14 protein-coding genes and 2 pseudogenes are annotated in these 21,466 nt (G+C 61.1%); 5 read left to right on the top strand and 11 right to left on the bottom strand.

What is annotated here, in order from left to right:
- Positions 1–9: 9 nt before the first annotated feature.
- The 3 genes from BLV61_RS13155 to BLV61_RS13145 are packed head-to-tail and all read right to left on the bottom strand — an operon-like array spanning position 10 to position 1,776.
- Positions 10–285: a phosphopantetheine-binding protein gene (locus tag BLV61_RS13155; RefSeq protein WP_047536547.1), complete on the bottom strand. Its 276-nt coding sequence runs from the start codon at positions 283–285 to the stop codon at positions 10–12.
- Positions 266–1,075 carry a lysophospholipid acyltransferase family protein gene (locus tag BLV61_RS13150; RefSeq protein WP_047536549.1) on the bottom strand — a complete coding sequence of 270 codons (810 nt, stop codon included), beginning with the start codon at positions 1,073–1,075 and terminating at the stop codon, positions 266–268. Before BLV61_RS13150 ends, BLV61_RS13155 begins: the two co-directional genes overlap by 20 nt.
- Entirely contained in the window at positions 1,051–1,776 is a 726-nt protein-coding gene (locus BLV61_RS13145; protein WP_090465558.1) for a beta-ketoacyl synthase chain length factor, read from the bottom strand. Before BLV61_RS13145 ends, BLV61_RS13150 begins: the two co-directional genes overlap by 25 nt.
- 344 nt (positions 1,777–2,120) lie before the next feature.
- On the opposite strand from BLV61_RS13145, the gene BLV61_RS13140 reads away from it, so the two are divergent.
- A complete protein-coding gene (locus BLV61_RS13140; RefSeq protein ID WP_047536553.1) occupies positions 2,121–2,891 on the top strand; it encodes a ParA family protein in 771 nt (256 codons plus the stop codon).
- A gap of 56 nt (positions 2,892–2,947) precedes the next feature.
- Here BLV61_RS13140 and trxC read toward each other — a convergent pair whose 3' ends face one another.
- From trxC to BLV61_RS32085, 6 genes and pseudogenes are all read right to left on the bottom strand, one after another.
- On the bottom strand, positions 2,948–3,382 hold the full coding sequence (trxC, locus tag BLV61_RS13135; protein WP_030129872.1) for a thioredoxin TrxC: 435 nt from the start codon (positions 3,380–3,382) through the stop codon (positions 2,948–2,950).
- A 73-nt stretch (positions 3,383–3,455) separates the two neighbouring features.
- Positions 3,456–4,919 carry a protein adenylyltransferase SelO gene (gene selO, locus BLV61_RS13130; protein WP_047536555.1) on the bottom strand — a complete coding sequence of 488 codons (1,464 nt, stop codon included), beginning with the start codon at positions 4,917–4,919 and terminating at the stop codon, positions 3,456–3,458.
- A 48-nt stretch (positions 4,920–4,967) separates the two neighbouring features.
- Positions 4,968–8,318, bottom strand: coding sequence for a mechanosensitive channel MscK (gene mscK, locus BLV61_RS13125; protein WP_047536557.1), 3,351 nt, complete (start codon positions 8,316–8,318; stop codon positions 4,968–4,970).
- A 35-nt stretch (positions 8,319–8,353) separates the two neighbouring features.
- On the bottom strand, positions 8,354–10,096 hold the full coding sequence (locus BLV61_RS13120) for a potassium/proton antiporter (protein ID WP_047536559.1): 1,743 nt from the start codon (positions 10,094–10,096) through the stop codon (positions 8,354–8,356).
- Positions 10,097–10,320: 224 nt separating this feature from the next.
- Positions 10,321–11,184, bottom strand: coding sequence for a methyl-accepting chemotaxis protein (locus BLV61_RS32090; protein WP_425272120.1), 864 nt, complete (start codon positions 11,182–11,184; stop codon positions 10,321–10,323).
- Positions 11,176–11,931 (bottom strand): annotated as a pseudogene (locus BLV61_RS32085) (MCP four helix bundle domain-containing protein); the annotation flags it as partial. The pseudogene BLV61_RS32085 and the gene BLV61_RS32090, both read right to left, overlap by 9 nt.
- A gap of 403 nt (positions 11,932–12,334) precedes the next feature.
- On the opposite strand from BLV61_RS32085, the gene BLV61_RS13105 reads away from it, so the two are divergent.
- From BLV61_RS13105 to BLV61_RS32075, 4 genes and pseudogenes are all read left to right on the top strand, one after another.
- A complete protein-coding gene (locus tag BLV61_RS13105; protein ID WP_090465549.1) occupies positions 12,335–12,565 on the top strand; it encodes a hypothetical protein in 231 nt (76 codons plus the stop codon).
- Positions 12,562–12,864, top strand: a complete 303-nt coding sequence (locus BLV61_RS13100; protein WP_090465546.1) for a cell division protein ZapA — start codon at positions 12,562–12,564, stop codon at positions 12,862–12,864. Before BLV61_RS13105 ends, BLV61_RS13100 begins: the two co-directional genes overlap by 4 nt.
- 100 nt (positions 12,865–12,964) lie before the next feature.
- A pseudogene (locus BLV61_RS32080) lies at positions 12,965–14,035 on the top strand (HAMP domain-containing protein); the annotation flags it as partial.
- A 36-nt stretch (positions 14,036–14,071) separates the two neighbouring features.
- Positions 14,072–14,917 carry a methyl-accepting chemotaxis protein gene (locus BLV61_RS32075; protein ID WP_404943273.1) on the top strand — a complete coding sequence of 282 codons (846 nt, stop codon included), beginning with the start codon at positions 14,072–14,074 and terminating at the stop codon, positions 14,915–14,917.
- Positions 14,918–15,059: 142 nt separating this feature from the next.
- Here the strand turns inward: BLV61_RS32075 and BLV61_RS13090 are convergent, their stop codons facing one another.
- Both BLV61_RS13090 and putA read right to left on the bottom strand, forming a co-directional pair.
- Positions 15,060–16,862: an acyl-CoA dehydrogenase gene (locus tag BLV61_RS13090; protein ID WP_090465540.1), complete on the bottom strand. Its 1,803-nt coding sequence runs from the start codon at positions 16,860–16,862 to the stop codon at positions 15,060–15,062.
- Positions 16,863–17,106: 244 nt separating this feature from the next.
- Positions 17,107–21,060 carry a trifunctional transcriptional regulator/proline dehydrogenase/L-glutamate gamma-semialdehyde dehydrogenase gene (putA, locus tag BLV61_RS13085; protein WP_090465537.1) on the bottom strand — a complete coding sequence of 1,318 codons (3,954 nt, stop codon included), beginning with the start codon at positions 21,058–21,060 and terminating at the stop codon, positions 17,107–17,109.
- Positions 21,061–21,466 lie beyond the last annotated feature (406 nt).

Genomic DNA, 21,466 nt, shown 5'->3' with positions numbered 1-21,466 from the left:
GGTCCGGTCTCAAGCTGCCTGTTTTGCAGTGACGAACGCCGCAAGGCTCGCCACGTTACTGAAGTGATTACGCGTGTCCTTGGCGTCGGCATCGATTTTGATGCCGTATTTTTTCTGGATCGCCAGGCCGAGTTCCAGCGCGTCTACCGAATCCAGGCCCAGGCCTTCGCCGAACAGCGTCTGGTCGTCGCCGATGTCTTGGGCGCTGATGTCTTCGAGGCCCAGGGCTTCGATGATCAGATTTTTTATTTCCAGCACCAGGTTTTTAGTGTGCAGATCGCTCATCTTCGGCGAGCTCCTTAATGAAGTAAGAATGCAGATAGTCGTTGAGCTTTCGCGAGGCCTGCGGAGCCGGGCCCAGCGCGGCGAAGGCCTGTGGGTCTATATCGGCCCCGACACGAAAACTGAAGTGCACGCGTCGTTTCGGGATCCGATACCAAGGCTCGGCCTTGGTCAATGTGGTCGGGCTGACCTTGATAACGACCGGGGTGAGGATTTTCGCACCCCGCAGCGCTATTGCCGCCGCCCCCCGATGAAAGGCCGGCGCCTGGCCGGGTTGGGTGCGGGTGCCTTCGGGAAAGATGATCAGGGTTTGGCCATTTTTCAGTGCATCGGCGGCGGCATCGAGCATCTCCATGCTGCCGTCGTTGCTGATGTAGTCGGTGCGGCGCAACGGACCGCGGGTGAACGGATTCTCCCACAGGCTTTGCTTGACCACGCAGTTGCTGTGGCGCACCAGGCCAATCAGGAACACCACGTCGATCAGCGACGGGTGATTGGCGATGATCATCTGCCCCGGACGGCCGAGTTTTTCCGCGCCTTGAATGTCGTAGGTCAGCACACCGACACGGGCCATGAAACGGACGAAAAACCAGAAGCAGCGACTGACGGTTTGCCGCGCGCGCAAGCGGTGGGTCTGGGCATCGCCGGGAAGGCAGCCGAGCAGCGGGAAAATCACCAGGCGCAGGCACATCCCGCCCACCCCGAACAGGGTGAAGCTTGCGGCGGTCGCCAGCAGGCGCCAGTAATAGGCGTCGCGGTTTTTCTCGGTCAAGGGCTGCGTTGCCAAGTCCATACACGATTTTTCCAGGCATGTTGGCAGGTGGTTTGCTGGCCCAGCAGCATGCACAACAGATTCAGTGCATGGGGCCAGCGAACGTTGGACAACGCATCCGCGGGGCTGTTCAGGGACAGCTGCCAGTCATTTCCGGGGGTGATCAGCAGGCCGACGGCATACGGGAAGGGCACATCGTCGATCCAGGTCGAGTAGGCCTGGGGCGGTTGTTCTTCGGTGATGATCACTAATACCGCGGGCGCGCCTTCGTTCAGCAGTGCCGCAGCCTCCAGCATGCCATGCTCCAGGCCATCGCCAGCCGCGGCCAGGGCGGTCATTTCGCTGGTTTCGCCGCGCATGATCGACCACAGGCCAATAATCGCGTTGTGCACGGAAAGGCTGAACTGGGTCGGCGACAGCGGCTGCTCAGCGGCCAGATCGCTGAGGATGTCGAAGGTCCGAGGGGTTTCACCGTGACGGGAAATGAAGACCAGCGGCAAGTCCTGGCGACCCTCGGCCAATGGCCAGCCGACACTGAAGGCCATCCGCGCCAGACGGCTGAGACGCCGGCGCTGCATCGCCGGCAGAAACGACACGTCAGGGGCTGCATCGCTGCCCGGCAGCACGACGGGCTGTCGGCACCAGGCCTGCCAATCGGCCACGCTCTCGAGTCCCGGGGCCCACGCGCGCCATTGGGCGATGTTGAAGTTGATCACAGACATTCATCCCGCCCTTGCGGGCTTGCTTGACGCGGTGATGACTGAAAGCCACGACTCACCCGCGCGGCGCTTGGCGCCGAGTGGCGCGCATTATCGCGGTGCGGCGAACGCGTAGCAAATACTGGTTACATTTTGCTCAACGTTATGTACAGAACAGGTTCGAAAAAATTGAACATTTGACAATTATTCCGATTATTGCGCGGCCCGTTTGTCGGTTCTGTCGGTGATTCATGCCGTTTTTTGAGGCGGGCTAGCCACTGAGCGTGCAGTCCCTCTCCAACGAGGTAGCGAAGCAGCGTCGAGGACCACTACACTCGGTCATTCTTTGATACACGGAGGTTTTGACAATGCGGCGCGTGGTGTTCAATCAGAAAGGTGGCGTAGGCAAGTCCAGTATTGCCTGCAATTTGGCGGCGGTCAGTGCCAGCGAGGGTTATCGCACCCTGTTAGTGGACCTCGATGCCCAGGCCAACTCCACTCAGTATCTGACGGGACTTACCGGCGATGATATCCCGATGGGTATTGCCGACTTTTTCAAGCAAACCCTGTCTTCCGGGCCGTTCTCCAAAAAGAACAAGGTCGATATCTACGAAACCCCGTTCGATAACCTGCACGTCATCACGGCCACGGCCGAGCTGGCGGATTTGCAGCCAAAGCTTGAAGCCAAGCACAAGATCAACAAGCTGCGTAAGTTGCTCGAAGAGCTCGGTGAAGATTACGACCGTATCTACCTCGACACGCCGCCCGCGCTGAATTTTTACGCCGTATCGGCACTGATTGCCGCCGATCGTGTGCTGATCCCCTTTGATTGCGACAGTTTTTCGCGCCAGGCCCTTTATGGCCTGCTGGCGGAAATCGAAGAATTGAAGGAGGACCACAACGAAGGGCTGGAAGTCGAGGGCATCGTGGTCAACCAGTTCCAGGCGCGTGCCAGCCTGCCGCAGCAAATCCTTGACGAACTGATCGCCGAAGGCCTGCCGGTATTGCCGGTGTACCTGGCCACTTCGGTGCGCATGCGCGAATCCCACCAGGCCAATACGCCGCTGATCCATCTCGACCCGCGGCACAAGCTGACCCAGCAGTTCGTCGAACTGCACAATCTGCTGGAAAACGCCTGATCCTTTCTGATTGCAAAAAAAACCTGTGGGAGTGGGCTTGCTCCCACAGGTGTCATTCAGATTCCTTGGCTACGCAGCCAGCTCATCAGCTGCGGTAACGGGAACGCCCCGCTCTGACGTGCGACTTCCCGGCCGTTCTTGAACAGAATCAGGCTCGGAATCGAGCGAATGCCCAACTGCGCCGACAATTGCTGGTTCGCCTCGCTGTCCAGCTTGGCCAGTCGACACTTGCCCGCCAATTGCCCGGCCGCCTGCTCGAACACCGGTGCAAACGACTTGCACGGCCCGCACCAGTCCGCCCAAACGTCCACCAGGAGCGGCAAATCGCCCTTGATCTGGCTGGCGTAATCGCCTTGTTTCAACTCAAACGGTTTGTTCAGCAGAACCTCGGCCTTGCAGCGCCCGCATTTGGGGTGGTCGTTCAGGCGTTCGGCCGGGATGCGGTTGAGGCCGTTGCAGTGGGGGCAGGGGATGAGGAGTGGGTCGGTCATCTGGTAGGTCCGGTAGGAAGCGGGTTCTCCTTATCTGGAGACGCCCGCTCTGGTTTTCAATCATGCACCGACTTCAGGAAGAACAACTGATCTCCAGGTGCTTGCCCCATTCCGGTGGCCGTTCGGCGTAGCTTTCCATTCCCGGTTGTTCCTCGAACGGCTTGCTCAGCACCGCGTGCAGCCGTCGGACTTCCGAGTAATCGCCACGTTCCGCCGCATCGATGGCCTTTTGCGCCAGGTAGTTACGCAGGATGTACAGCGGGTTGACCGCATGCATCCGGGCACGGCGTTGTTCCTGGTCCAGCTCGCCTTCCCGGGCGACCCGGGCGGTGTACTGCTCGCCCCAGGCATCGAAACCCTTGAGGTCGACGAAGTCGTCGCGCAAGCGAGCGACGGCTGCTTCAGGTGATTCTTCGCCCAGGCGGCGGAAGAACAGGCTGTAATCGACGCCGCTGTTTTGCATCAGTTGCAGCAAGTGCTCCAGCAGTTTCTGGTCATCGTCTTCGGCCGTGGTCAGGCCGAGGCGGCGACGCATCAGGTCGAGGTAGTGGGCCTGGAACAGCGGCAGGTACAGCCCCAGGGTTTCGCGCAGGGCCTCGACGCTGATGAACGGCGTCAGGGCCTGAGCCAGGGCGCTGAGGTTCCATTGGCCGATGGGCACCTGGTTGCTGAAGGAGTAGCGGCCCTGATCGTCGGAGTGGTTGCAGATGAAGTTGGCGTCGAAGTCGTCGAGGAAGGCGAACGGGCCGAAGTCGAAGGTGATGCCCAGGATCGACATGTTGTCGGTGTTCATCACCCCGTGGCAAAAGCCGTACGCCTGCCATTTGGCGATCAGTTCGGCATTGCGCTCGACGATCTCGCGGAACATCGCCAGGTAGGGCTCCGGCTGTTCCAGGCACTCTGGAAAGTGCATGGCGAGGATGTGGCCGCCGAGTTCTTTCTGCTGCTCGGGACGTTTGGTGTAGTAGAAATACTCGAAATGCCCGAAGCGCACGTGGCTCGGTGCCAGGCGCAGGACCATGGCTGCCCGTTCCTGCTTCTCGCGCCAGACCGGCGTGTCCGAGCCGATCACGCACAGTGCCCGGGTGGTCGGGATGTTCAGGGCGTGCAGGGCTTCGGAGGCGAGGAATTCACGGATCGACGAGCGCAGCACCGCCCGTCCGTCGCCCATGCGCGAAAAGGGCGTCTGGCCGGCACCCTTGAGGTGCAGGTCCCAATGTTCGCCGGCCTCGTTGTACACCTCGCCCAGCAATAACCCGCGACCGTCGCCCAGCTGCGGGTTGTAGGAGCCGAACTGATGACCGGAGTAGACCATGGCCCTGGGAATGGCATCGGCCCACAGCTTGTGGCCGCTGAACAACTCGGCGAACTCTTGGGTTTCAGCGACGGCCGGGTCGAGGTCCAGTAGCGCCATGGCGGCAGGGCTGGCCACGACCAGGCGCGGGTTGTCGATGGGCTCGGGCAACACATGGGCGGAAAACGCATCGCCCAGGCGGTCGAAGCGATTATCGAAGGTCAGTTCGTCGAGGGCTTTCAAAGGCCGTCTCCAGCAGAATGTCCGAGCATTCTGCTGGGGAATGGCCGGTTAGTCGAGTTTGGCGGCGGGCGGCTCTTGCTGCGGTTTGCCATCAATCGGCTGCGCGATGGTTTTGGTTTCCGGTTCGACCGGCACCAACTTGTATTCCTCACCGTGGAGGTTCTTGAGGTAGATCTCCATCTGCCGGAACGAGATGTTGATGTGCTGCTTCTTGAATTCGCGGTTGATGAAGCGGTTGACCTCGTCGATCACCGGGTTGCGGTCGCCGAGATCGCGCACGTGCATGCGCAATTCGTGGTCGAGGGTGCTTTCGCCGAAATTCAGGAAGTACACGTTCGGTTCCGGTTCCTTCAGCACGCGCGGGTTTTCCCGTGCGGCCTTGAGCAGCAGTTCCTTCACCAGGTCCAGATCGGAACCGTAATCCACGCCGAGCTTGAGGGTCACTCGGGTGATGGTGTCGGTCAGCGACCAGTTGATCAATTGCCCGGTAATGAACGTCTTGTTCGGGACGATGATGTCCTTGCGGTCGAAGTCGGTGATGGTGGTGGCACGGATGCGGATCTTGCTCACCGTGCCCGACAGGTTGCCGATGGTGATGGTATCGCCGATCCGCACCGGGCGTTCGAACAGGATCATGATGCCGGAGATGAAGTTGGCGAAGATCTCCTGCATGCCGAAACCGAGGCCGACCGAGAGGGCCGCCACCAGCCATTGCAATTTGTCCCAGCTCACGCCAAGGGTCGACAGTGTCGAGACGAAGCCGACGCCAGCGATCACGTAGGACAGCAGTGTGGTGGTGGCGTAGGCGCTGCCCTGGGCCAGGTTGAGCTTCGACAGCACGAACACTTCCAGCAGGCCCGGCAAGTTGCGCGCCAGGGCGAAGGTGATGCCGATGATGATCAGCGCGCCGAGCATGTCGCCGATGCTGATCGGCACCATGCTCATGTTGGCGCCGGTGCCGCTGGTGTATTCGTAGAGGGTGATGTTGTCCAGGTACGAAAACACGGTGATCAAGTCAGCCCAGACCCAATACAGCGCTGCCATGAAGCCGCCGAGCAGTGCCAGGCGGATCAGGCGCAGGGACTGTTCGTTGACCTTTTCGATGTCCATGGTCGGTTCTTCGATGACCGCTTCGCCGTCGCCGGCCTCTTTGGCCGCCTGACGCTTGGCCAAGGCGCGCTGGTAGGCCAGGCGCCGGGCGGCCACGCTGAGGCCGCGCACGAAGGTGGCCTCGATCACCAGCCAGAACATCAGCAGGTAGAGGGTATTGATCAAGCGGTCGCTGAGTTTGAGCGCGGTGTAGTAGTAGCCGAAGCACACGGCGACGAACAAGGCGACCGGCAGCGCCGTGAACAGAATCCCCAGCGCCTTGCGGAACAGTGAAGCGGTTTCGTGGTTCGGGCTGCTGATCAGCAGGCGGCTGAGCAACAAGGTCATCAAGGCGTAGCAGATCAGCACCACCGGCATGCCGAGCACGTCATCGGCCAGCGCCGCCGGTTGCAGTTCGGCCACCGCCACCACAGTGACCAGTGCCATGACGACCATGCCCAGACGGCGGATCCAGCCGCGCAGGAATTCCACCTGGGGCTTTTCCCAGCGGAAATGCAGTTCTGCCACACCGCCCGGCGCGAGTATCCGATAGGCGGTGTAGAACACCAGCCAGGCCCCGGCCATTTGCAGCAACGCCGCGCCCATATTGGCGTTCTGCCCTCGGGCGTCGATTTGCAGGGCCAGGCCGCACAAGCCCAGGCCCAGCGAGACCGGCATCGCCAGCAGGATGTTGATCAGGATCGCCTGGGGCGTGTGCCACTGGCTGTCGCGCTTGAAGTGGCCGATGTCCTGGTGAACCTTGTTCAGGCGCGCATACAGACTCTTGCGTCGCCAAAGCAGGGCACCGATCAACAGCGCCAGGGGCAGGAACAGCAGCGGTCGCTGGGTCAGGCCATCGATCAGTTCGCTCAGGCTTGAGGCCCACGGCAGGCTATCGACCTGGCGTTGCAGGCGTTCCGGCACGCTGCGCATCCATTCGAGGTCCAGCGGTTTGTTGCTGGGAATCCAGAACATCTGCTCATCCAGCGTCGCCCGCAGGCTTTGCGCGGTGCTGAGCAATTGCTTCTGATTCAGTTGCAGCGTGATCGATTCATTGAGCATCGCGCTCAGTTCACGGTTCAGGCGCTCCAGCAGGTCGACGCGGGTCGTGGCCAGTTCCATCAGGCTTTTGCGCAGTTGCGGGGTCACTTGCTCCGGTGGCTGGGTCGACAGCAGGTTGTCGACATAAGCGGCCGGGTTGCTGAGCAATTCTCGTTGCTGGCTGACTTCGAACTGATACAGGCGAATGTCGGCGATCTGGTCGGCCAGATTGCGATCGACCCTCAGGCGCGGCAGCGCCTGTTTCTGCTTGTAGAGAATCTTGGACAGCAGCAGGCTGCCCTTGAGCACGCTGATTTGCTCATCCAGGGCGGAATCGCTCTGGGTCACGCTGTCCAGTTGTTGCTTGGTTTGCAAGTTCTGCTGGGTGACCTCGTTGAGGCGGTCAGTGCTCTTGAGCAGGTAGTCGGAGAGCTTCAGGTTGGCCGTGCTTTCGGTGGCCAGCAGGCTGCTGCCCCCGGCTTTCTGCGCTTCGATGGACTGTTGCGTCACTGTTTCCTGGGATTGGGCCAGACGCTTCTGGTTGATCAGGTTTTGCAGCTCCTGGATTTCCTGATCGAGACGGTCGGATTTTTCCGAGAGCAAGTCATGCTGGCTGTTGCCCAAATCCTGCAGCTGGGTATTACCGGCCAGTTCCTGGCGACGGAGCGGAATCAGCGCATTGAGTGCCGCCAGCTCGGCGTTGAGCTGGTCGCGCTGCTCGGCGCTCAAGGTCTTGCCGCTGTCCTTGCCGGTCTTGAGGATGTTGTTGATCTGCTGGATGCGTGTCTGGCTGGCGGAAATTTCCGCCTGAGCGCGCTCGGGGCGCGTCTGCGCGGTAATGATCAGGCTGTTGGCATCGCCCAGGGCTTTTTGCAAATCGCTTTGCTGGGTCGAGCGCTCGGTCAGCATTTGCTCGAGTTGCTGAATCGACTCTTTGGTGAAGCGTTGCGCCACCGGCACGACACTGGTGGCCTTCAGACGCGTCAATTCGCGCTGGTTCTCGATGGTCTGTTTGGGGGCGCTGGCCAATAGCTGCTTGAGATCGCTCAGCTTTTGCTCGTAATCACGCCGGTTGTTGAGCTGTGTCAGCGTGTTTTGCAGGACCGATTGCAGGGCCTTTTGATCGGCTTCCGGCAGTTTGCGGTCGGCGATCTTGTCCAGGCTCGCCTGCACGGCTTCGCGGGTGGGCGGTTCGGCGGCTTGTAACGTACCGACGGAGAGACTCAGGCCCAGAAGGACCATGACGAAAAAGGTGCGCAGGCTTGACATAGAGACCGATCAAAAAACGAAACGAAGAATGGAGTTTAGAGGAAGAGTCCGGGCCCCGGGCGACTTCCTTCGGGGAATTTGACGCCCACTTTGGCGATCTTGTTCCCCTCCATCACCGCGACGGTCCAGATCGTGTTGTTCCACTCCACCTGGTCGCCGACGACTGGAGCACCGCCCACTTTCTGGGCAATGAAGTGGCCCAGGGACATGTCCGGGTCAATGCCTTCGACTTTCAACCCGTACAGGGCCGCAACCGCGGCCAACTGGGCATCTCCTTCGAGTACGAAGTCGCCGAAGAAGCGCAAATCGAGACCCCGCTGCGGTGCCTGGCTGAACAGTTTTCCGAGGGCTGGAAGGTTGTGTTCATGGCCAATGACACAGAGTAAATCATCGACTTCGAGCACCGTACTACCCGACGGATGGAGCAGTTGCTGGCCGCGAAACAGGGCGGCGATGCGGGTGCCTTCGGGCATTTTCAGCTCGCGAAGGGGCGAGCCGATGCACCATTTCTCGGCACCGAGGCGATAAACGAACAGCTCCCATTCACTGGTGACGTGCACTTCCAGGGCCGAGCGGGAGATCGGCGCGGGCTCTGGCGGGACGGTCACTTTCAACAGTTTTGCCACCCACGGCAGGCTGGTGCCCTGCACCAGCAGCGAGACCAGCACGATGAAGAACGCCAGGTTGAAGTAGAGCTGGGCGTTGGGCAGGCCGGCCATCAGCGGGAACACCGCGAGAATGATCGGCACCGCGCCACGCAATCCGACCCAGGAAATGAACGCCTTTTCTCGGCCATGGAACGCCTTGAAGGGCAGCAGGCCGACGACCACCGACAGCGGTCGGGCAAACAGAATCATCCACAGCGCCAGGCCCAGCGCCGGCAGTGCAATCGGCAGCAGGTCATGGGGTGTGACCAGCAGCCCCAGCACCAGGAACATGCCGATCTGTGCCAGCCAGGCCATGCCGTCGAGCATGTGCAGGATGCCGTGGCGACTGCGCACCGGACGGTTGCCGATCACCAGGCCGCACAGGTACACCGCCAGGAAGCCGCTGCCATGCAAGGCGTTGGTCAGGGCAAACACCACCAGGCCCCCGGCGATGACCAGGATCGGATAGAGGCCGGTGGCCAGATTGATGCGGTTGACCAATTGCAGCATGAGCCAGCCGCCGCCCAGGCCAATCAGGCCACCGATACCGAACTCGCGCAGCAGGTGGGTCAGCAGGCTCCAGTGCAGGCCGGTCTGGCCGCTGGCGAGCATGTCGATCAAGGTCACCGTGAGGAACACCGCCATCGGGTCGTTGCTGCCGGATTCGATTTCCAGACTCGCGGTCACCCGCTCGTTCAGGCCTTTGCCGCCCAGTAGCGAAAACACCGCCGCGGCGTCGGTGGAGCCGACGATGGCGCCGATCAGCAAGCCTTGAATCAGATTGAGGTCAAACAGCCAGGCGGCGGCCATGCCGGTCAGCCCGGTGGTAATCAACACGCCGATGGTCGCCAGCGACAGCGCCGGCCACAACGCCACGCGGAAACTCGAGACCCGGGTGCGTAACCCGCCATCGAGCAGGATCACGGCCAGTGCAAGGTTGCCGACCAGATAGGCCGTCGGGTAGTTGTCGAAAATAATGCCACCGCCATCGACGCCGGCGGACATGCCGACGGCCAGGATGATCACCAGAATCGGGATGCCGAGGCGCGAGGAAAGTGAGCTCACCAGAATGCTCGCACCTACCAGCAACGCGCCGATCAAGAACAGGCTGTTGATGGTCGTCGCATTCAAAGGCAGTACTCCGGAAAGCTGAAAGGCGGGCACAAACTGACCATGCAGTCTGCGTGCCAGCGATTCTAACCTGTTGAAATGTGATGCTGTCAAAAAGCTTTTGAAACGCAGAACTCTGTAGGAGCGAGCTTGCTCGCCATGATTTCAATGACGACGCGCTGAGTCAGGCAGTACGCGTTATCGTTGACGTCCTTCGCGAGCGAGCTCGCTCCTACAAGGAGCGGTTACAGGCTGAACCGCCCGACCATGCTGTTCAGGTCAACCGCCAAACGCGACAGTTCGCTACTGGCTGCACTGGTCTGGTTGGCACCGGTGGCCGATTGCACCGACAGGTCACGGATGTTCACCAGGTTGCGGTCCACTTCACGGGCCACCTGCGCCTGCTCTTCAGCGGCGCTGGCGATGACCAGGTTGCGCTGGTTGATTTCGACGACGGCGCTGTTGATGGTGTCCAGCGACATTCCGGCACCACGGGCGATGTTCAGGGTCGACTCGGCGCGCTCGGTGCTGTTTCGCATCGAATCCACCGCGTGCTCGGTTCCACTCTGGATGCTGCCGATCATGCGTTCGATTTCGCTGGTGGACTGTTGGGTGCGATGGGCCAGGGCCCGTACTTCGTCCGCCACCACGGCAAAGCCGCGACCGGCTTCACCTGCACGAGCAGCCTCGATCGCGGCGTTCAACGCCAGCAGGTTGGTCTGGTCGGCCAGCCCGCGAATCACGTCCAGCACCTTGCCGATGTCGCGGGACTCATTGGCCAGGTCGCCGATGAGGGTCGCGGTGCTTTGCACGTCGGCGCTCATGCGTTCAATGGCGCTGACGGTTTCCTGCACCAGATCACGGCCATCCCCGGCAGACGCGGTGGCGCTCTGCGAGGCTTCGGAGGTGCTGACGGCATTGCGCGCGACTTCTTCCACGGCGCTGGTCATTTCGTTGACTGCGGTTGCAGCCTGCTCGATCTCGTTGTTCTGCCGGGTCAGGCCGCGAGCGCTTTCGTCGGTGACGCTGTTGAGTTCCTCAGCGGCAGAGGCCAGTTGCGTGGCCGAGCCGGAAATGCGCAACAGGGTGTCGCGCAGCTTGTCCTGCATCTTCGCCATCGCCGCCAGCAGGCGGCCAGCCTCGTCCTCGCCATCGACCGTAATCGGGCGAGTCAGGTTGCCTTCGGCGATGCTCTCGGCGGCACCCAGGGCATTGGCAATGGGTTTGGTGATGCTGTTGATCAGCAACCAGGCGAGGGCCAGGGTCAGTGCGGTAGCCGCCACCAGCAAGGCGATGACCAGATCGAACGCCGAATCATATTGATCGGCGGCCTGCTGGTTGGTGTCGCGGGTCTGCTGGGTATTGATCTCCAGCAGACGGTTCAACACGGCGTTCACAGCCTCGGAGTTGTTGAGCAAATCGGTGTTGAGCAGGTTGCGCAGTTCATCGACCTGATTGTTGCGCGACAGGGTCTTCATCCGGTCTTCGATCTGGCGGTATTGCCCCAGCAGTTGCACGTATTGATCGTAGGCCGCGCGTTCCTGAGGGCTGGCGATCAGTTTTTCATAGGTCGCTTGTGCGGCGTGGATCTGCTGGTTGCGCGTCTCCAGCAATTCCATGGTTTTTTGCTGGACGTCCGGTTCGCGATTGACCAGCAAGCGATACGACAGCACGCGCAGGCGCAAGGTGAGTTGGGTGAACTCATCGAGGCTCTGGATGCTCGGCACGCTGTTCAAGGTGATTTCTTCGGCGGCGCCACGGATCTTGCTCATCTGATTCAAGGCAAACACCCCCAGAATCATCATCAAGCCGCCGATCAGGGCGAAGCTGAGGAACGCCCGTGGAGCGATATTCATATTTCGAAGGGACATGGCGGTTACCGAAAAAGGCGCACCTGAGCGGTGCCGAGGCTGACGTATGGAGGGCTTATCGGTCATGCGCCTCAAGTCTTGAGCCCTTGCGCGGTTTTTGCCGTTAACCGGTCGTTATCTGTAGGAGCGAGCCTGCTCGCGATGGACGTCAACGATTACGCGGGCTGTCTGGAAGAACGCGTAATCGTTGACCACCATCGCGAGCGAGCTCGCTACTACATAAGGGCTGGCGACGAAGTGCAGGAACCAGATGAGCCAATCACAGTCTTTAAAACTCGCGAGGACAGTCGCCGTCAGGAAGATCAAGGCTTTGCGCCCGTATAACCCTGGCATCCACCGTGACTTTTCTTTATCGTACGCGCCCTTTGAAAACCCCGGAAAAATCAAAATGTTGGAAGCATCCCTTAGCCAATTGGAACAACTGGTCAGCGACCTGGTGCAACAGAACCAGGGCCTGCTCAGCACCAACCAGGCCCTGAGCGCAGAACTGGCCCAGGCCAAAGATGAAAACGAAAGCCTGCAACTGAGCCTGATGGAGCAGGAAGAGAAGCAAGGCGCCACCGCAGCCCGCATCCAGGCTCTGGTTGAGCGCGTCAGCGCAGGCCCAGTCAACGCATGAGTTACAACGCCGCAGGGGTAAGAGTCGTCTCGATTCTGGGGGAGGACTATTCGATCAAGGCGCCGGCCGGGGAAGAGCAAACCCTGCTGGACGCTGCAATGATGCTCAAGGCTGCCCTGGCCGAAACCAAAAGGAAGTACCCGACGCTGATCGGTGACCGACTGCTGGTGCTGGCCGCGATGAACCTGTGCTCGCAGCAGATCGAAATGCAGAAGCAACACAAGCTCGAACTCGACCGTTACCAAGAGCAAGTCAGCGCCACGGTTGAAGTGATCTCCAAGACGATCAATCAGGCCTGATCGGCTTTGCGCACAACCAAAGAATAAATTGTCGATTTAGTTGTATACAATCGGCACGGCTGTTGCAGTGTTTCAGCCTCTTATTCTTTGGGGGTGCTCCATGCAGTTCTGGCGACGCAGTATTCAATGGCAGTTGATCCTGAGCATGGGCACCGCCCTGCTGGTCAGCATTCTGATTGTGGTTGGCATTTATACCCTCGTGGTCAACCGCCTCGCCGAGCGCTATCTGGTCGAACAAGCTCTACCGTCAAGCATCGAAGCGATGCGCAACGACATCGAGCGCATCCTCGTTCAGCCCCTCACCGCCGCCAAGGACATCGCCAGCAACAGCATGGTGCGCGACTGGCTGGCCGAGGGTGAAAACAGTGCCCAGAGCGCGACGTTCACCACGTACCTCGAAGGCATCAGGGCCGAACACAAAGCCTTTACCGCGCTGATTGTCGGGACTGCCTCCAACCATTACTTCACCGAAAAAGGCCTGGACCGCACCCTCAGCCGTACCAACCCCAAGGATGCCTGGTTCTATTCATTCCTCGACAGCAACCAGCCGCGCACCCTCAATATCGACAACGACACGGCCACCGGAGAATTGGCGCTTTTCATCGACCTTAAAGTCGAGAAGGCCGGCAAAGTCGTGGGCGTTGCCGGCCTTGGCCTGAGCATGAAAGAGCTGTCGGAGCTGATCCACAATTTCAACTTCGGCGAGCGCGGCAAGGTCTATCTCGTGCGTTCCGACGGTTTGATCCAGGTTCATCCCGAGGCGCAGTTCAGCGGCAAACGCACCTTGGCCGAGCAGATCGGCGCGTCAGCCGCCCAAACGGTGATGGGTCAACCCTCTACCTCCAAAACGTCTGCCACCCACAGTGGCTTTGTGCGTGATGGCGAGGATTTCCTGGCATTGAGCCTGCCGCTGCGCGACCTGGGCTGGACCCTGGTGGCCGAAGTGCCGCAGTCGCAGATCTACGCCGAAGCCCGTCGCGCCCTGTGGATGAGCAGCGGCATTGGCCTGGCGGTGGCGCTGGTGTGCCTGTTGCTGGTGGTGTTGCTGGCCCGTGGGTTGGTCCGGCCGATTCGTCAGGTAACAGCGGCATTGGTGGCCATTGGTAGCGGTGGTGGAGATTTGACCCAACGGTTAGATTCCAGCCGCGCCGATGAGCTGGGTGATCTGGCTCGCGGCTTCAATTGCTTCCTCGACAGTCAGCGCAACATGATCGGTGAAGTGCTGACCACCAGCGAGCAATTGCGCACAGCGGTCGGCCAAGTGGCGCGGGTGGTGGATAACACGGCCGAGCGCTCCGGGCGTCAGCAGGAAATGACCGACATGGTCGCCACGGCGGTTCATGAAATGGGCCTGACCGTGCAGGAAATCGCGCAGAACGCCGGCAATGCAGCCGTCGCTTCGCAAAACGCTCGCGATGAGGCGTTGCAGGCACGGGAAGTGGTGGGTGGGTCTATCCGGCACATCGAGAGCATGTCCGATGAAATCGGCGTTGCCGCCAGCGCCGTGGGCGAATTGGCCAATCAGGTGGCCTCCATCGATCAGGTATTGGCGGTGATTCGCGGCATCTCCGAGCAGACCAATTTGCTGGCGCTGAACGCCGCCATCGAGGCGGCGCGGGCCGGTGACATGGGGCGTGGATTCGCCGTGGTGGCCGATGAAGTGCGGACCCTGGCACGACGCACGCAAACGTCCACCGACGAGATTCAGCAGATGATCGGCAGCCTCAAGCAAGGCGCGGAGAATGCGGTGTCGTCGATGCATTCCGGGCAGGCCGCGACCGGCACCGGGGTTGAGTCGAGCCAGCGCACCGGGGCATCGTTGACCGCGATTACCGGGCAGGTCGAGCGTATCAGCGACATGAACCACCAAGTGGCGACGGCGACGGAAGAGCAGTCGGCAGTGACCGAAGAGATCAACCGCAACGTGCAGGGCATCTCCGATCTGGCGCGGGCGACGGCGGGGGAGGTCCGGGCTTGTCGGGAGGACTGTCAGACGCTGCAGCGGCTGGCGGATGATCTGGCGCGGCAGATGGGTGGGTTCAAACTCAGTTGATGTGTTGACTGTGGTAACGGCTTCGCGGGCAAGCCCGCTCCCACAGGGTTTGTGTGTTGAACACAGGTTTTGTGAACAACAGGGATTCCTGTGGGAGCTGGCTTGCCAGCGAATGGATGTCAGCTACAGCACAAGGCTGGGATCAGAACCACTCATCCTGCATGCCCAGACACACATCATCCCGAGCCTCAAGAATTGTCAGTTCATGATGGCAAGCCGGCACTTCCCAGGTCAGGAAGTACCGCGCCGCTTGCAGCTTGCCTTTATAGAAGCTCACATCCGCCGCGTTGCCCTTGGCCAGTCCTTCCTCGGCGCGGATCGCCTGTTCCAGCCAGCGCCAGCCAATCACCGTATGCCCGAACACTTTCAGGTACAGCGCCGAGTTCGCCAGGCTGCTGTTAACCTTGCCCTGGGCCAGATCGGTCAGCAGGCCGATGGTCACGGCCTGCAGGCGCGCCACCAGTTGCTCCAGCGGCTCGCGCAGTGCGGTCAGCGATTCAAACGCGTGTGCACGTTTGCCGGTGTCGGCGATCAGGCGGATCAGTTGCTTGAGCCCTGCGCCACCGTTTTGTGCCAGTTTGCGCCCCAGCAAGTCCAGCGACTGAATGCCGTGGGTGCCTTCGTGGATCGGGTTCAGGCGGTTGTCGCGGTAGTACTGCTCCACCGGGTATTCGCGGGTATAGCCGTGGCCGCCGAGAATCTGGATCGCCAGTTCGTTGGCCTTCAGGCAAAACTCCGACGGCCAGGACTTGACGATCGGCGTCAACAAATCCAGCAGTTCATGGGCCTGCTTGCGCTCGGCTTCGGTCTCCAGGGTGGTGGTGTCATCGAACAGTCTTGCGGCGTACAGCCCGAGGTCGAACGAGCCTTCGACGTAAGCCTTCTGGGTCAGCAGCATGCGTTTGACGTCGGCGTGCTGAATGATCGCCACCGGCGCGGTGTTCGGGTCCTTGCTGTCCGGTACGCGACCCTGGGGCCGCTCGCGGGCGTATGCCAGGGAGTACAGATAACCGGCGTAACCAAGCATCACCGCGCCCATGCCGACACCGATCCGTGCCTCGTTCATCATCTGGAACATGTAGCTCAAGCCATGGTGCGGCTTGCCCACCAGATAGCCGACACACTCGCCGTTATCGCCGAAGTTCAGCGCCGTGGACGTAGTGCCGCGCCAGCCCATCTTGTGGAACAGCCCAGCGAGCAAAACGTCGTTACGCTGACCGAGGCTGCCGTCATCGTTGACCAGAAACTTGGGCACGATAAACAGCGAAATGCCTTTCACCCCGGCCGGTGCGTCCGGCAGCTTGGCCAGCACCATGTGCACGATGTTTTCCGACAGCGGGTGATCGCCGCCGGAGATGAAGATTTTGTTGCCCTTGAGTCGATAAGTGCCGTCAGGCGCCGGTTCGGCCCGGGTCCGAATATCCGACAGCGATGAGCCGGCATGGGGTTCGGTCAGGGCCATGGTGCCGAAGAAGCGGCCGTCGATCATCGGTTGCAGGAAGCGGCGCTTCTGCTCCTCGGTACCGAAGCTTTCGATCAGGTTCGCCGCGCCCATGGTCAGGAACGGGTACGAGGTCGACGCCGCGTTGGCCGACTGGAAATGCGCGAAGCAGGCCTGGGACAGCAGTGTCGGAAGTTGCATGCCGCCCGCTTCGAAACTGCGCGCCGCATTGAGGAAGCCGGCTTCAAGAAAGGCATCCACCGCCGGTTTCACTTCCGGAATCAGGATCGCCTGACCGTCCTCGTAGCGCGGTTCGTTCTCGTCACCCTTGCGGTTGTGCGGGGCGAAGAACTTCTCGGCGATGTTGCGGGCGGTGCCAAGCGCGGCATCGAAGGTTTCGCGATTGTGCTCGGCGAAACGCTCACGCTGGGTCAGGCCCTCGGCATCGAGGACTTCATACAGCTCGAAAGCCAGATTGCGGGAACTGAGCAACGTCTCGGACATGGCGACCTACCTTTTATTGGGATGGGCCGAGTCTAGGCGTGGGAATAAAGGCTGAACAGGATGATTGATGAGGGTGATGGTGGGGTGCGGGCAACGCTAATCAAATGTGGGAGCGAGCCTGCTCGCGATGACGGCTGCACATCCAAAAAAGATGTGGCTGACAGACCGCTATCGCGAGCAGGCTCGCTCCCACAGGGATTGCGCAAACCGGGCACCCATTGCAGGTGCCCGGTCTTGTTGCGGTTTAACCGATGGTCATCAGGCTGGCGTTACCACCCGCTGCGGCGGTGTTGACGCTCAATGCGCGCTCAATCACCAGGCGCTCCAGCGCAATGTTGGTTTCACCTTGCGACAAGCCCTGCACGCCAACGATGGCGCCGGCACGCTTGGCCACTTGTTGGCAGACCGCACGCAACTGATCGGAATGGCCATGATGCAGAACCGCATCAAACACCACTTCATCCTTGTTCCAGTCGGAAACCAGCTTGATGCGCGCCTGAATGTCCTTCGGCAAGCGTGCGAACAAGGCCTTGGTCAGTTCAGCTTCCGGCCATACCGCCGAACCGCCTACCGCCAATACCGCTGCCAGTTGCGTCAGCAGATCGCCTTCGACTTCCGCCAGGCACAGCACGTGCTCGCGCGGCAGGATCGCATAGCTGTTGCGCTCGCCGGTCGGGCCGGCCAGCAGGCGGGTGATGCCGCTTTGCGATTGGGCGGCGAACTGCGCGCACAGGGCGCCCAGGTCGGCGAGCTTGTTGCTGTCGGCCCAGGCTTTCAGGGCGGTCAGCGGTTTGCTCATGGTTTCACGCAAGCGAACGTCCGGTGCTGCGATGGCGTCGCCACGGGCGAAGGATTGTTCAATCGCATCGGTAGGACGCGTCGACAGCAGGCGGTACAGGTACAGCGGACCACCGGCTTTCGGACCGGTACCCGACAAGCCTTCGCCGCCGAACGGCTGGACGCCCACCACGGCACCGACGATGTTGCGGTTGACGTAGACGTTACCGGCGTTGACGTTATCGATCACCTTGGCGATGGTCTCGTCGATGCGGGTGTGCACGCCCAGGGTCAGGCCGTAGCCGGAGGCGTTGATCTGGCCGATCAGTTGGTCGATGTCTTTGCGCTTGTAGCGAACGACGTGCAGCACCGGGCCGAAGATCTCCCGTTGCAGTTCGTCGAAGCTTTCCAGTTCGATCAGCGTTGGCATTACGAAGGTGCCGCGCTTGATTTCTTCGGCATCGGCGATGGCCACCTGGTACACGCTGCGACCTTTGTCGCGCATGGCCTGGATGTGCTTCTCGATGCCGGCCTTGGCTTCGGCGTCGATCACCGGGCCGATGTCCACGGACAGGCGCTCGGGGTTGCCGAGGCGGCTTTCAGCCATGGCGCCCTTGAGCATTTCGATGACGCGGTCGGCGGAATCTTCCTGCAGGCACAGTACCCGCAGGGCCGAGCAACGCTGGCCGGCGCTGTCGAAGGCCGACGAAACGACGTCGATCACCACTTGTTCGGTCAGTGCCGAAGAGTCGACGATCATCGCGTTCTGGCCACCGGTTTCGGCGATCAGCGGAATCGGACGACCCTGGTTGTCGAGGCGGCCGGCGATGTTGCGTTGCAACAGGCGAGCGACTTCGGTGGAGCCGGTGAACATCACGCCCTTGACGCGATCATCGCCCACCAGGCCGGCACCGACGGTTTCCCCACGGCCTGGCAGCAGTTGCAGCACGCCTTCCGGAATCCCGGCTTCGAGCAGCAGGCGCACGGCTTGAGCGGCGACCAGCGGGGTTTGTTCCGCAGGCTTGGCCAGTACCGGGTTGCCGGCCGCCAGCGCAGCGGCGACTTGACCGCTGAAGATCGCCAACGGGAAGTTCCACGGGCTGATGCACACGACAGGGCCCAGCGGACGGTGCGCGTCGTTGGTGAAATCGTTGCGCGCCTGCACCGCGTAGTAACGCAGGAAGTCCACGGCTTCACGCACTTCGGCGATGGCGTTGGCGAAGGTCTTGCCGGCTTCGCGAGCCAGCAGGCCCATCAGCGGCTGAATCTCGCCTTCCATCAAGTCGGCGGCGCGTTCCAGGATCGCGGCGCGCTCGGCAGGCGGTGTGGCCTGCCAGATCGGCGCAGCGTTCAGTGCGCACTGGATGGCGTTGTCGACGTCTTCGACAGTCGCTTCCTGCACGTGGCCGACCACGTCACGCAGATCGGACGGGTTCAGCACCGGCGCAGGGGTTTCAGTGCTGGAGGCGCAACCGAGCATCGGCGCGGCTTTCCAGTGGTTGTGCGCGGTCGCCAGCAGGGCGCAGGACAGGGAGGCCAGGCGATGTTCGTTGGCCATGTCGATGCCGCTGGAGTTGGCGCGCTCGGCGCCATACAGGTCACGCGGCAGCGGAATGCGCGGGTGCGGCAGGCCGAAGCCGCCTTCCAGCGTCGCCATTTGCTCGATGCTGGCCACTGGATCGGCCACCAGCTCCTGAATCGAAATCGACTGGTCGGCAATACGGTTGACGAACGAAGTGTTCGCGCCGTTTTCCAGCAGGCGACGTACCAGATAGGCCAGCAGGGTTTCGTGAGTGCCGACCGGAGCGTACACGCGGCACGGACGGTTCAGCTTGCCTTCGGAAACCTTGCCGACGACCTGTTCGTACAGCGGTTCACCCATGCCGTGCAGGCACTGGAATTCGTACTGGCCCGGGTAATAGTTCTGACCGGCGATGTGATAAATGGCCGACAGGGTGTGGGCGTTGTGCGTGGCGAACTGCGGGTAGATGACTTCCGGCACCGACAGCAGTTTGCGTGCGCAAGCGATGTAGGACACGTCGGTGTACACCTTGCGGGTGTACACCGGATAGCCTTCCAGGCCTTCGACCTGGGCGCGCTTGATTTCGCTGTCCCAGTACGCGCCTTTTACCAGGCGGATCATCAGGCGATGACGGCTGCGGCGAGCCAGGTCGATCACGTAGTCGATCACGTACGGGCAACGCTTCTGGTAAGCCTGGATCACGAAGCCGATGCCGTTCCAGCCGGTCAGTTGCGGCTCGAAGCACAGGCGCTCGAGCAGATCCAGCGACAGCTCGAGGCGGTCGGCTTCTTCGGCGTCGATGTTCAGGCCGATGTCGTACTGCTTGGCCAGCAGGGTCAGCGACAGCAGGCGCGGGTACAGCTCGTCCATCACGCGCTCGTATTGCGCGCGGCTGTAGCGCGGGTGCAAGGCCGACAGCTTGATCGAGATGCCCGGGCCTTCATAAATCCCGCGACCGTGGGACGCTTTGCCGATCGAGTGGATGGCTTGTTCGTACGAGGCCAGGTACTTCTGGGCGTCGTGTTCGGTCAGCGCGGCTTCACCGAGCATGTCGTAGGAGTAACGGAAGCCCTTGGCTTCGAATTTGCTGGCGTTGGCCAGGGCTTCGGCGATGGTTTCACCGGTGACGAACTGCTCGCCCATCAGGCGCATCGCCATGTCGACGCCCTTGCGGATCATCGGTTCGCCGCTCTTGCCGATGATGCGGCTCAGGGACGAGGTCAGGCCTGTTTCGTTATGGGTAGAGACCAGTTTGCCGGTCAGCAACAGGCCCCAGGTCGCGGCGTTGACGAACAGCGAAGGGCTGTTACCCAGGTGTGGCTGCCAGTTGCCGGTGCTGATCTTGTCGCGGATCAGTGCGTCACGGGTGCCTTTGTCCGGGATGCGCAGCAGCGCTTCGGCCAGGCACATCAGCGCCACGCCTTCCTGGGACGACAGGGAAAATTCCTGCAGCAGGCCTTGAACGATGCCGGCACGACCGCCCGCGCTCTTCTGATTGCGCAGTTTTTCGGCAATCGAGGCGGCGAGTTTGTTGGTGGCTTCGGCCATTGGCGCCGGCAGGCGAGCCTGCTCGATCAGCATCGGCACCACTTCCGGTTCCGGACGACGGTAAGCGGCGGTGATCGAGGCGCGCAGCACCGATTGCGGCAGGATGCTTTCGGCGAATTCGAGGAAGCACTGGTGCGCGTGGTCGACATGGACTTCGCCCGTGTCGTCAGCGTCCTTGCTGGTCAAACCGTTCAGCTCGGTCAGGGTTGCACCACCCTCGAGTTTCTCCAGGTAATTGAAAATTGCCTGCTTGATCAGCCAGTGCGGCGTGCGATCAATCGAGGTCGCGGCAGCCTTGAGGCGTTCGCGGGTCGGGTCATCAAGTTTGACCCCAAGGGTGGTGGTAGCCATGTTTTTATCCTCATGTTTGCCACGACTGCGTGGCATCAGCTGGCGGCAAGATTAGCCGTGCGCCGAAAGAGGTGCAACCGGGTGCAACCCTTTTTTTGTCGGAATATTCAGCAGCTCGTCAGGAAATAAATTCTGGTACGAACGTACTGTGCCTGCTTGGTGCTTTTGCTTCTATCGCGTCGTATCTACTGCGCTAAAAGGGAGCAAAAAGGCCTGCTTTTGCTGAAAATCCGATTAGGTGCAACTAATTCTCCAGAAATGGGTTGCACCTTATTTACTTTGTTGAATAGCATTCGCGCCCCAAGGTGCAACCAGTCATAAAGGCTGGTGCACCGGCTGATGGCTTTCCTGGGGAAACATCAGTCATAAATGCGCGGGATCCCGGATCGTCTGTCAAACGTCATCG

Source organism: Pseudomonas mohnii (genome assembly GCF_900105115.1).
GTDB classification, from domain to species: domain Bacteria; phylum Pseudomonadota; class Gammaproteobacteria; order Pseudomonadales; family Pseudomonadaceae; genus Aquipseudomonas; species Aquipseudomonas mohnii.
This window is presented reverse-complemented; position numbering and strand designations above follow the sequence as displayed.